The sequence below is a fragment of the Parendozoicomonas verongulae genome (genome assembly GCF_009711465.1).
In the GTDB taxonomy this organism is placed as follows: domain Bacteria; phylum Pseudomonadota; class Gammaproteobacteria; order Pseudomonadales; family Endozoicomonadaceae; genus Sansalvadorimonas; species Sansalvadorimonas verongulae.
In genome coordinates this window covers 1-12405 of record NZ_SMME01000767.1, presented here as the reverse complement: position 1 = coordinate 12405, position 12405 = coordinate 1, and the positions used below count along the sequence as shown (strand labels likewise).

Sequence of the window (12405 nt, the reverse complement as noted above, 5' to 3'; positions counted from 1 at the left end):
TATCGACAGCACAAGCCATTTTGGGTTCCAGACCTCAGAGGCAGACAGGTATGGTATTTTGAGGGAGTCGTTATGTAGATCTAGCTGAAATTTCAGTCGATTATACTTATTGCTTGAATCCAGCTCCAGCCTTTTTAATTAAATGATCCTTTGCCTCATTTATTTTTGAAGCAAGATAGGGAGATCCGCCTTTGTCCGGATGATTTATGAACATTAATCGACGATGGGCAGTTTCGATTTTCTTTCTGTCTGATAACGGGCTTATTCCTAGAATTTGCCCTGCCTCCCTTCTTGTCATTTCCTTTTCAAAACCGCCTTGATAATAATGCAGAGTATTCCATTTTTTTGAAACCATCCTGCCATAAGCAGTGACCGATTTAACTATAGTATCTGAATCCAGCCCGGTAATGGATGAAGCAGCCTTAATAACATTAGCGATAAATCTATTCATAAGTAACATTTCCTTCTTAGCTTTGAGTAATATATTTTTTATTTGATAATGTATGTCGCTAAAAAGTTCCGCTCTGCTTTGAATTGTGAATTCTCAGAGTTTATAGGCGAGCTAAGTCAAAGTATTAAAACATAGAATAACCAAAAACAGCATAATCAGCAGCTACTGAAAAATAACCTTCAGTTTCCGCAGGTCCGGGTACTTAACATAGGCTCTATACGCTTAATGATAGGGATGAGACATGATGGCCTGGCAATAACAACTACGCTTTCCGGCAACATCTATGCTGGGAATAAGTAATAATGACTTGGATAGGCCGACTGCTGATGACGCTGCTCTCTCTTTCTCTCTCCCAGCTTTCCGGCGGAGAGACTCCCACCCAAACCTTAAAGAGCGGAGAAGCCCTGTTCCTTGCCCTCCCCTGCCCCCACAAACAATGTACCGTTAGCTGCGATGGGCACACCTTGACTGCCCATGCACATCCCACTTATGCAGATCACTGCCTGGTCATTCTTGCTACGCCACTGGAAGCAACATCCGGTAATCACAAGAAAGCTATTACCATTCACTCAACGGAAGGGAAAGTATATCCAGCCATTAAGTTGACCACACTGGAGCCGGATTATCCTGTTGAGCCTCTTTCCGTGAACCCGGATCTGGTCACACCGCCAGAGCATGCTCTCAAACGCATTAATAAAGAGCGAAAGGAAATCGCCGCTGCCCTGAAAACACAACACTCCGAGACACCACTGACCAGCGCATTTATCGAGCCCGTTCCTTTCAAAAAAATCACCAGCCCCTTTGGTATTCGCAGGCTCTATAACGAACAACTGAAAGGCCGTCATACCGGAGTCGATCTTCGTGCTGCAGAGGGTACGCCGGTTCAGGCTCCCCACAGCGGCATAGTGAAAATGGCGCAATCAAACTGGTATACCGGTGGCCATATTGTGATTGAGCATGGCTGGGGCGTATCCAGTAGCTACTTCCACCTGTCGGATATTCAAGTCAAAGAAGGAGAGAATGTAAAACAAGGCCAGCAAATCGCTTTAACCGGAGCGACTGGCCGGGTGACAGGCCCTCACCTTCACTGGGGCGTCCATATTGATAGCATCCCTGTAAATCCTGTTCAGTTTATGAATGACACCCGTCGCCTTTTCTTACGTCTTTGAATATGTAAACCTTGGGCAGCATTCCTGTGCAGTTAATCTGACTGCCCCATCAACATTGTCATAGGACTCATTTTATGGCTGATTCCACCTACGTGCCGCCCAAAGTCTGGGCATGGTGCCCTGGCAACGGCGGCCAGTTTGCCAATATCAACCGCCCTGTCGCCGGCTCCACTCACGATAGAGAACTGCCTCAAGGTAAACACCCATTCCAGCTCTATTCTCTGGCTACGCCCAATGGTGTAAAAGTCACTATTCTGTTTGAAGAATTACTGGAGCTGGGTATTACAGAAGCGGAATATGATGCTTATCTGATCCGAATCAATGAGGGCGACCAGTTCAGCAGTGGTTTCGTTCATGTAAACCCCAACTCAAAAATCCCGGCGCTGGTTGATAAAAGCGGCGAAGAAGAGATCTGTATCTTTGAATCCGGCTCCATCCTTATGCACCTGGCAGAGAAGTTTGGAAAATTTATTCCCACAGATACCAAAGGGCGTGCAGACTGCTTATCCTGGCTGTTCTGGCAAATGGGAAGCGCTCCCTATCTTGGGGGAGGGTTCGGTCATTTTTACGCCTATGCTCCCGAAAAATTTGAATACCCCATCGATCGTTTCGCCATGGAGGTGAAGCGCCAGCTGGATGTATTGGATCGCCAACTGGCCAACAATCGCTACATTATCGGAGATGAGTACACTATCGCGGATATAGCTATATGGCCATGGTATGGCGCACTGGTCAATGGTGCTCTCTATGAAGCGGCAGAGTTTCTGGATGTGGATAGCTACAAGCATGTAGTGCGTTGGGCGCAGGACATTGCCAATCGCCCTGCCGTGCAGAGAGGTCGTATGGTAAACCGTACATGGGGTGAGCTGACGTCGCAGCTTCATGAACGCCACGCCGCAAGTGATTTCGAGACTCAGACTCAAGACAAGCTGGAAAGCGCATAATCACCTTTAGAGTCTGCCCTGACGGGAAGCTCGTCAGGGCAGACTCTGGTCAATTCAACAACGATCTGCTGGTATTCCAGAGTGGAAGCGAAACTCAGTATCATAACCTTCAACCGCCCGTCGATCGGCCTCAGCGAATACAGCTATACGATCCGCCAGGTCATAACCCGCAGCATTCATCGCCAGAGTCAGATAATCCTGAAAGTGCCGCGCTTCCGACTTTAACAACGACAAATAAAATGTCTTCAGCTCATCATCCAATAAGGGCGCAATAGCCTCAAAACGCTCACAGCTGCGGGCCTCAATAAAGGCTCCTACAACCAGCGTATCAATCATCCGCACTGGTTCATAGGTACGTACCTCAGCCCTCATTATTCCGGCATAGTTTGAAGCGGTCAGAGGACGATAGGCAATGTTTCTTTTCTTCAGCAACGCCAGAACCTGCTCAAAGTGCCGTAGCTCTTCCCGTGCCAGGCGGGACATACGATTCTGTAAATCAAGATGTTCGGTATAGCGGAACATCAGATTCACTGCCGTGGCAGCAGCCTTTTTCTCACAGTTAGCATGATCAATCAGTAAAATATCCAGCTGTTGAACAGCCTTATCCAGCCACGCCCGGGGCGTTGCACATAACAGAAACTCATCCCGTTCTGGTAACGACCACTGACTCTGATCGGCCATACTCTGTTCCCCACTGCTACTGTTGTTTACTCTGTTTTTTTTGGCATGGTACATGACACATCACTGGCTAGCAGTCATTATTTACTCGTTTACTGGTTAGTTTGTTTTTTTTCAAACAAGTGTATGAATTACACCATTGAAAATTGATATATATCAATAGACACATCACCAGCTCCAGCTAACATAAATTTACATTTCTACTCTATAAAATCTGCAGCCAAGAGCTGAAGAAACCAAGAAAAAACACATTATCGGGAGATCAGTATGCGAACTCTGACAAAAATGTTGGTGGTTGTAGATACCCGCAAAGAATCCAGTATTGCCCTGAACCGGGCCGTCCTGATTGCAAAAGCCACAGATACACCGATTATTGCCCTGGCGCCAAATCCCCATGCTAATGAAGCATCTCGCGCCCGCCTGGATGCCATGCTCCAACCCCATATTGATGCAGGGTTGGAGATTTCTGGAAGCGAACAGTGGCACAACAGTGCCGTGGAAACCATTATCCACGTTCGTCAGATGGAACGCTGTAGCCTTGTTGTGAAAGCCAGCAAAGAAGCCAAGGGTATCGGCAGTATTGTCTCAACTCCGGAAGACTGGGCATTGTTGCGTCAATGCCGTGTGCCGGTTCTACTGGTGAAAAATACAGCAAGCTGGATGGGCCAGAAAATTCTTGCGGCAGTTGATGCCTGCCCCAATGACAGCAACCATGAAATCCTTAATAACGTGATTATGGAGTATGCCGCTAATATTTCCGGTTTGGCGGAAGCCGAATGCCATATGGGCAGTGCACATCCTGGTATGATGCTGGCAGGTGAAGAGACCGAAGAACAGACCCAAAGCCTGTACCAGAACAACTGTTTGTCCCTCGCAGATAAATATGACATCGACTCTCAAGCTATTCATGTGGATGAAGGCCCTGCAGAAGTGTTTATCCCGGAACTCTCTAAAACACTGGGCGCTTCACTGATTGTTATGGGGACTGTTGCCAATACCAGTCTGAAAGGAGCCCTGCTGGGCAATACCGCTGAACAGATTCTGCAGCATGTAGAGTGTGATGTTCTCACGGTTAAGCCCAGAGACCTCATGGATCCGCTGGAGAACGTAATCCGTTAAATGTCACACCTTTCGCCCGAAAACGGTCGTTTTCGGGCGCTTATTTTCTACATTCCTCCCCAGAGCAGGAAGTTTATCCAAGCCCATCCTAAACTCGCATCTTCGCCAGATACCGTGCACTGACTTTGCCGCAAAGGATGAGGTTCCATCGATGTTTTTGAGTAGGTTCTTTTCCCGCACCTGTACTTTTTATTTATTTGGACTGGGCTTACTGGGTCTCAGCATAAGTTTGCTGGCCAATGAAAGCTACCAGGGTATGGCTGACTGGAGCGCCCTCAGTGATGTCCACATCAGAAAAACGAAAAATCAATATAAAAACATACTGTCCATTCCCCCGTGGATTCCTGATTACCTGTTCCGTAATATGGATCTCCCCCCGCCACCTTTTCAACAGCGCGGATTACTCAATAAACTGGCCTACGAAGGAGAAACCCTGAAAAATATAGCGCTGGGGGTAACCATTGCCGTCGTCGCCCGCCCTCTTATGAATTACGCTTTTGATAAAACCAGCCTGCCCAGTGAGCATTCAAACAACCGCTTCTGGCAACCGGACGCCAAAGGTACGCTATGGCACCTTCTCTCTGCACGTACATTAACACAGGTACTGAGTGCCGAATCCATGGCCAGCGGGTTATATCGGGCGTTTGTATTAACCAACATTTCCCCGTGGCTGCAATCCTACCTTCACGGCAGGCACCTGTCGGGAAATTTATCCACCTTGCTTGCCCAGCTGCCTGCCCACGTTCTGCCCTGGAAGCAGATCACAACCAACCTACTCCTGCTTAGTTCACCGCTGAAAATCACTCAACAGAAAATACAGTTTGAAGAACAGGAACTGAACAAGCTGGCAGAAGTTTATCTGCAAAGCCCACTGTTCGATGGCAATTTTGAACCGGTGATCGATATCGTTCCCTTAGATAGACAGCCAGATACAATAAGCTTATCCAGACAGCCAGATAAAACGGCCTGGCAGGCGCTGATTCACACAGCACTAGTTATGGGGGTTAGCCATATTCGCCTGTACCCGGTGATGGAAGCCGGCACCAGCCGCCTTTATATGCGAGCGTGGAAAGGCAAAACTTACACCCAGAAAATTTTGGTTGCCAAGTACTCTGCTCCTTATCCGATACTCTGGTGGACAGACCAGGTGATGTACAATGCCCCATTAACAGAGTATTCACTCAACCCATTATCCCGCTCTGTTATCGCCAGCCTCCCAGCCTATCTGGAGTCGGCTTTCAGTGAGCAGGATGACCCACTGCCCTACTTTGCACTCACGCCCGGCCAGAGCCGCTCTCACCAGGAATTTGCCGCTATGATGGACGATCAGCACGGCCTGATTCTGTTTGACTGGAACTCCCAGGTAGAACACAGCCGTTTACCGAAAATTACGGTGCTGACAGAAGACATTCCACAACCCGTTACTGAGCAGCAGCTGGCGGCGATTCACCACACCCAGCCTAAAGAGTTGCATCCTTACAAACGTGCCATCAGCCGCGCTGCACACGACCTGTTCTGGCTGGCTGCTGCTCTTTATCTGGATAGATGGACAGCTTTTCTGGGAGATAAAATTTATCCAGCACCCTCTTAGGGTCTGTTGAGGTTTTGGAAACAGGTACTATTCACGAAAAATATGCCGGACATACTCGGCATTTACTTAACTTGTAACAACTCGTTCGGTTATACTTTCAGCGCCGATAACAAGACGAATTCAGTAACGAGGCGCTGCCTCGGACTGGATTGCCAGACAGGCACCGCTCTTACCATAACCGGGAGTGCTATAGGTTGGGTTCACCATAGTCCACACCGTGCCCTGTCTTCTCTACCCTGGGTCAGCTATGACCCACCTCGCCAGAGTGAACACCGCCACAGATACCTGTGGGTGATGGATGGCAGGTCAGGCAATCCCGTCCAGCAGGTCACTTGATGAGGGTAAATAATGCTAGAAGCGTATCGCAAACACGTCGAAGAACGTGCTTTGGAAGGAGTACCTCCCAAGCCCCTGAATGCAGAACAGGTCACCAGCCTGATTGAGCTTCTGAAAACCCCTCCCGCAGGCGAAGGCGAATACCTGCTCAACCTTCTGGAAAACCGTATTCCTCCCGGTGTTGATGAGGCCGCGTATGTAAAAGCTGGTTTCCTTGCTGCCATTGTGTCTGGTGAAACCACATCACCACTGGTGGATAAAGAAAAAGCCGTAGCCCTTTTGGGTAATATGCATGGTGGATACAACATCACAACTTTGGTTGAACTGCTGGACGACACTGCTCTTGGGGAACAGGCTGCTGCCGAACTCAAAGACACTCTTCTGATGTTCGATGCCTTCCACGATGTGGAAGAGAAAGCCAGAAACGGCAACGCTAATGCACAGTCTGTTTTGCAGTCCTGGGCTGATGCCGAGTGGTTTACCAAGCGCAACAAAGTTGCTGACAGTATCGAGATGACTGTCTTCAAGGTGACCGGTGAAACCAACACCGATGACCTCTCTCCGGCTCCTGATGCCTGGTCCCGTCCGGATATTCCTCTGCACGCCCGCGCCGCTTATAAGATGACTCGCGATGGCCTCACCCCCGAAGAGCACGGTGTCACCGGTCCTATGAATCTGATTGATAAGATCAAGGCCAAAGGTCTGCCCGTTGCCTTTGTGGGTGACGTAGTGGGTACCGGTTCTTCCCGCAAATCTGCCACCAACTCTGTGTTGTGGTTCTTCGGTGATGATATGCCCGGCGTGCCTAACAAGCGTGGCGGTGGTGTATGTATCGGTGGCAAAGTTGCCCCTATCTTCTTCAACACTATGGAAGATGCCGGTGCCCTGGTGTTTGAAGCGCCAGTGGACAAGATGAACATGGGTGATGTGATCGACATCCGCCCTTACGAAGGCAAGGTGCTGAATGAAGCCGGTGAAACCATCTCCGTGTTCAGCTATAAATCCGACGTCATTCTGGACGAAGTGCAGGCCGGTGGCCGTATCAACCTGATTATCGGCCGTGGCCTGACCGAGAAAGCCCGTGAGTCCCTCGGCCTGCCAGCCACCGACGTATTCCGTCGCCCGGTAGCACCTAACGATTCCGGCAAGGGTTATACACTTGCCCAGAAGATGGTGGGTAAAGCCTGCGGCGTTGGAGGCGTACGCGCCGGTCAATACTGTGAACCCAAAATGACCACCGTAGGCTCCCAGGACACCACTGGCCCTATGACCCGTGACGAGCTGAAAGATCTGGCCTGCCTGGGTTTCTCCTCCGATCTGGTAATGCAATCCTTCTGCCACACTGCCGCTTATCCCAAGCCTGTTGATGTGGAAATGCAGCACACCCTGCCAGACTTTATTATGAACCGTGGCGGCGTAGCCCTGCGTCCCGGCGACGGCATTATCCACAGCTGGCTGAATCGTATGCTGCTTCCTGACACTGTGGGCACCGGTGGCGATTCCCACACCCGCTTCCCCATGGGCATTTCCTTCCCAGCAGGTTCCGGCCTCGTAGCTTTTGCGGCGGCAACCGGTGTTATGCCTCTGGATATGCCTGAGTCCATTCTGGTGCGTTTCAAGGGTGAGATGCAGCCCGGTATCACCCTTCGGGATCTGGTTCACGCCATTCCCCTGTACGGTATCAAACAGGGCCTGCTGACCGTAGAAAAAGCTGGCAAGAAGAACGCTTTCTCTGGTCGGGTACTGGAAATTGAAGGTCTGGAATCCCTGACCGTTGAGCAGGCTTTCGAGCTGTCCGATGCTTCAGCCGAGCGTTCCGCTGCAGGCTGCACTATCACGCTGTCCGAAGAGTCTGTAGCCGAATACCTGACCTCCAACATCACCATGCTGCGGTGGATGATCAGTGAAGGTTATGGCGACCCCCGGACTCTGGAGCGTCGTGCCCAGAAGATGGAGGAGTGGCTGGCAAACCCTGAGCTGATGCGTGCGGATACTGACGCCGAATACGCAGAGATCATCGAAATTGATCTGGCCGATATCAAGGAGCCTATCCTGTGTGCGCCCAACGACCCTGACGATGCCCGCACCCTGTCTGATGTGGCCGGAGACAAAGTGGATGAAGTCTTCCTGGGTTCCTGCATGACCAATATCGGCCACTTCCGTGCTGCCGGTAAGCTGCTGGATCAGAACAAGGAGCCCCTGAAAACCCGCTTCTGGATGAGTCCTCCCACCAAGATGGACAAAGACCAGCTGATGGAAGAAGGCTACTACAACATCTACGGCAAGGCTGGTGTGCGTACTGAGGTTCCCGGGTGCTCCCTGTGCATGGGCAACCAGGCCCGGGTGAATGCTGGTGCAACAGTACTGTCGACATCTACCCGCAACTTCCCGAACCGTCTGGGCGATGGTGCCAACGTGTATCTCTGCTCTGCAGAGCTGGCTGCGGTGGGTGCGATTCTTGGTAAGATTCCTACAGTGTCCGAGTACATGGAATACGCTCAGAATCTGGACAGTATGTCTGCCGATGTGTACCGCTATCTTAACTTCGATAAGGTCGAAAGCTACCAGAAGGCGGCGGATGCCATTATTGCTAAAGCCAGCTAATTGTTAGTGGTATACAAAACAAAAAGCCCGATCCTGTTTTGATCGGGCTTTTCCTCTTTATATTCCCGACAAGTTATCCCTGAAAAAGCCACCGATCAGCTGTGCTGATTTCTTTTTATCTGCCTGATAGCTGCGCGTATGCCGCCCTTCTGGAATCTCCCAATAGGACTTAGGCTCCTCCGCAGTCTGATAAAGTGCTCGTCCATGGACAACACTCACAACCCTGTCGGCCGTGCCATGGACAATCATCACCGGCCTGGGAGCAATACTGGCAATTACATCAATGGGGGTTTTCTCGGTGTCCAGATCACCACGTATCTCATACAACCACCGAACCAGCCGAGAAAACTGAGCAACAGCGGGTATTCCATAATCCTCCCGGCCCCGCTCCTGAATAATGTCATCAATGCTGGTGAACCCTGAATCAAACCAGCCAGCACGAATGGCGGGGTTTTCTGCCATCGCCAGAATCGATGTGGATGCTCCCATGGAATAGCCCACAACGCCTACCTTCTCAATGCCCTGGTTACGCAAGAATGCCACTGCAGCGTGAACATCTTTGGTTTCGTGGAACCCCATGGAATTGAAACCTGGCTGACTCTTGCCCGAGTTACGTAAATCAATCATCACCATGGGAAAACCCTGTTTCCCCAGAGCAATAGCATCCCGCAGCCCTTCGTGGCGGGTTGCTCCACGGCCATGTATCAGGACAATGCCTGCATCCTCACGGGTTCCGGGAATAAACCACCCACTCAAACGCACATTGTCCGAAGCTTCCAGTTCAATATCCTGATAATCGAGACCAATCTGGGCAGGTGTTTCACAAAAAACATAGTGTTCAATATTACAGGGATAACGTTTGGGGTTGAGAAGCTCACCGGAGAAATACCAGGCACCAGCCAGCACAACTGCAACAACGAGAACAAATAAGGCAAGCAGCCAGCGGCTGATGGTTTTTAGCATTATGAACATCACGGGCTTCCTCGGTACCTGGCTTTCATTGAGACGGAGATAAAATCGGTGGCATCGGACACTCCATCACCAGAGCCATCGCCCGCAGTGCCTGGGCTTCTTCAGCCACCACCTGACCATCAAATTCTACACAGGTACATAAAGCAGCCAACAGCTCCTGCTTAGCTTCAGGGCACAGACGATTAAGCTGCTTAAGGGCTGTTTGCAAGTGTTTGTAACTTATTTGCCCCTGTAGCCTGACATCCATGAAATTGAATGTGGCTGTCACCTGCTCAAAACAGGTGATCCGCTGCTCACGGTTCATCCCCGACATAGAGATCAGAGCACTGATCACCAGCACTGCCTCCTCCCTGACAGGCTGCAGGCTATGGAATGGGCGAGACAGGGCAACCTTCTCTGATACCTTGTCGCAGTAGTGGCTGATAATGGTGATCAGAGACCACTCTAACGGGCTGGTTTTACCATCGGCGCGGCTCATGGCGTACAAAACCCGCATGAGCGTTGTGTGCTGCTCCAGAGTCATATCCGCAATATGGGATAACGCCAGCTCCAGCACGGGCAGCTGATCTTCTACGCCACACTTGGCGAGATCTTCATGGAACGCAAGAGTGCGAGCTACCACCGTCTGGTCAAAATGCTTATTCAGGATCTCAAGCTGACGATCAAAGGCCTCCCCCTCTTCGGACACAATCAGTGCCATGGCAATAGCCGGAAAATCTTCTCTTTTTCGGCAGGCGTCCACAAGTCTGACAGGGAGCTTGTCCAGCAAAGCTGCCGCCTGTCTGCGATGGGCAGCGGCAGGTTTGCCAATGGCATTGAGGGAATGGCTGACCACTGCGGCACCAGCGGCCAGCCCTGAGATTGTTTCAGACACTGCCCCGGCCTGCTTCTGCTCATTGGCTGCATCAGCCTCAATAGGTTCAGGGGTAACAAAGGTGCCATCCCACTGAGGGTCCAGTTTGCGGATACGCTCCTCCAAGGGCGGATGGGTGGAGAACATACCCGACATAGCGCTGGACACTGCCTGCCCAAACATCATATGGCTGGCTTCCTGAGCCTTGGGGGATTCCAGCAGGGAGCCATGGGCAAAGCCGCCCACCTTTTGCAAGGCTGTGGCCAGACCTTCCCGGTTGCGGGTGTATTGCACAGCGGAAGCGTCTGCCAGAAATTCCCGCGTCCGGCTGATGGAGGCCTTGATCATATTGCCGAAAAATGCGCCGCTGTAGCCTATCACCATCAAACCCAGACCACCCATAACCACAGGCCCGGAATCCTTCGACCGGGAGTGACCTGCAGAGCGCATCATAAAATAGCCCATCTCTGCCAACATAGTGATACCGAACACGATGCCTACCAGGCGCATATTCAGGCGCATATCTCCATGAACGATATGACTCAGTTCATGGGCAATAACACCTTCCAGCTCCTCACGGCTTAACAGCTCCATGGTGCCTTTGGTTACACCAATCACCGCATCGTTAAAGCTGTAACCCGCTGCGAATGCATTGATGCCTGTTTCGCCGTGGAGCACATACACTGCTGGCACCGGCATACCTGAAGCCAGAGACATTTCCTCCACAACATTAAGCAAGCGGCGCTCATAGAATTTATCTGTGCCCGGTTCTACAGGGTGACCACCCAGTGAACGGGCCACAGCCCTGCCCCCACCACTGGCCAACATAAAGGTTTTTATCACGCTGGCTGTCAGCACGACAGAACCAATCACCACAAAAGACACCAGAAAACTTCTCAGGGTGAGAAACTGTGTCCAGGGTGTATCGGGGCTTTTGTAGGCTTGAAACGCCACGTATAAGAGATTGCTCATAACCACAAGGCTGAACACAGCCAGCGCCATAAGCACAATCAACAGCCCGGTTTTGCGCCGGGCATCAGACTGCCACTGAAAGAAGTTCATACTGACCGCTCCGAATCCAGACGATTGTTCTTAAAAGCTGACTTTCGGTGCGGCCTGCATTTGCTGGCTGTCTTCAAACTCAAGCAAACTGGCATCACTGGTGTGGCCAAAAGTGCCTGCGAAGATCACAGCGGGCAGAGACTGGCGGTAGGTGTTGTAGTCGGTCACAGCGTCGTTATAAAACTGGCGGGCGCGGGAAACTTTGTTTTCCGTAGTGGTCAGCTCTTCGGTAAGCTGCTGCATATTGGCACTGGCTTTCAGGTCAGGATAGCTCTCCATCACTACGTTCAATTGCCCCAGTGCACCGGCCAGCGCTTTCTCAGCGCCGGGGATACTGGCAATATCTCCCTTACCACCGGCTGCAGCTTTCAGTATCTGGGACGCCTGGTTCCGGGCAGCGATGACATTTTCCAGGGTTTCCTGCTCATGCTTCATATACCCCTTGGCGGTTTCCACAAGATTGGGAATCAGGTCGTAGCGACGTTTGAGTTGTACTTCAATCTGGGAAAACGCGTTCTGCCAGACATTACGTTTACTCACCAGGTTGTTGAAAACACTCACTATTACGCCAACAACGACAACCAGCAGGCCTATCAATACAAGTAAAGAAATATCCATTTTTTATC

10 protein-coding genes are annotated in these 12405 nt (G+C 50.9%); 5 read left to right on the top strand and 5 right to left on the bottom strand.

What is annotated here, in order from left to right; all coding sequences use genetic code 11:
* Nucleotides 1-106: 106 nt before the first annotated feature.
* A complete protein-coding gene (locus E1189_RS05955) occupies nucleotides 107-451 on the bottom strand; it encodes a J domain-containing protein (RefSeq protein WP_155159129.1) in 345 nt (114 codons plus the stop codon).
* Nucleotides 452-753: 302 nt separating this feature from the next.
* Between E1189_RS05955 and E1189_RS05950 the strand changes: the two genes are divergently transcribed.
* Both E1189_RS05950 and yghU read left to right on the top strand, forming a co-directional pair.
* Nucleotides 754-1620: a M23 family metallopeptidase gene (locus E1189_RS05950; protein WP_155159128.1), complete on the top strand. Its 867-nt coding sequence runs from the start codon at nucleotides 754-756 to the stop codon at nucleotides 1618-1620.
* Between the two features lie 74 nt (nucleotides 1621-1694).
* On the top strand, nucleotides 1695-2564 hold the full coding sequence (gene yghU / locus E1189_RS05945) for a glutathione-dependent disulfide-bond oxidoreductase (protein ID WP_155159127.1): 870 nt from the start codon (nucleotides 1695-1697) through the stop codon (nucleotides 2562-2564).
* A 54-nt stretch (nucleotides 2565-2618) separates the two neighbouring features.
* Here the strand turns inward: yghU and E1189_RS05940 are convergent, their stop codons facing one another.
* Nucleotides 2619-3245 (bottom strand): MiaE family protein, encoded by a 627-nt coding sequence (locus E1189_RS05940; protein WP_155159126.1) that lies wholly within the window; start codon nucleotides 3243-3245, stop codon nucleotides 2619-2621.
* A 264-nt stretch (nucleotides 3246-3509) separates the two neighbouring features.
* Between E1189_RS05940 and E1189_RS05935 the strand changes: the two genes are divergently transcribed.
* From E1189_RS05935 to E1189_RS05925, 3 genes are all read left to right on the top strand, one after another.
* A complete protein-coding gene (locus E1189_RS05935) occupies nucleotides 3510-4361 on the top strand; it encodes a universal stress protein (protein WP_155159125.1) in 852 nt (283 codons plus the stop codon).
* Between the two features lie 256 nt (nucleotides 4362-4617).
* A complete protein-coding gene (locus E1189_RS05930; protein WP_155159124.1) occupies nucleotides 4618-5952 on the top strand; it encodes a hypothetical protein in 1335 nt (444 codons plus the stop codon).
* Nucleotides 5953-6300: 348 nt separating this feature from the next.
* Nucleotides 6301-8892: a bifunctional aconitate hydratase 2/2-methylisocitrate dehydratase gene (locus E1189_RS05925; protein WP_155159123.1), complete on the top strand. Its 2592-nt coding sequence runs from the start codon at nucleotides 6301-6303 to the stop codon at nucleotides 8890-8892.
* A gap of 57 nt (nucleotides 8893-8949) precedes the next feature.
* On the opposite strand, the gene E1189_RS05920 is transcribed toward E1189_RS05925, so the two are convergent.
* From E1189_RS05920 to E1189_RS05910, 3 genes are read right to left on the bottom strand one after another with little or no spacing between them, the layout of a single operon-like run.
* The gene (locus E1189_RS05920; protein ID WP_155159122.1) at nucleotides 8950-9864 is read right to left on the bottom strand and encodes an alpha/beta hydrolase; all 915 of its coding nucleotides are present in this window, start codon (nucleotides 9862-9864) and stop codon (nucleotides 8950-8952) included.
* Nucleotides 9865-9889: 25 nt separating this feature from the next.
* Complete coding sequence (locus E1189_RS05915) at nucleotides 9890-11779, bottom strand: M48 family metallopeptidase (protein WP_155159121.1); 1890 nt, start codon at nucleotides 11777-11779, stop codon at nucleotides 9890-9892.
* A 30-nt stretch (nucleotides 11780-11809) separates the two neighbouring features.
* Entirely contained in the window at nucleotides 11810-12397 is a 588-nt protein-coding gene (locus E1189_RS05910) for a LemA family protein (RefSeq protein WP_155159120.1), read from the bottom strand.
* Nucleotides 12398-12405: the final 8 nt, after the last annotated feature.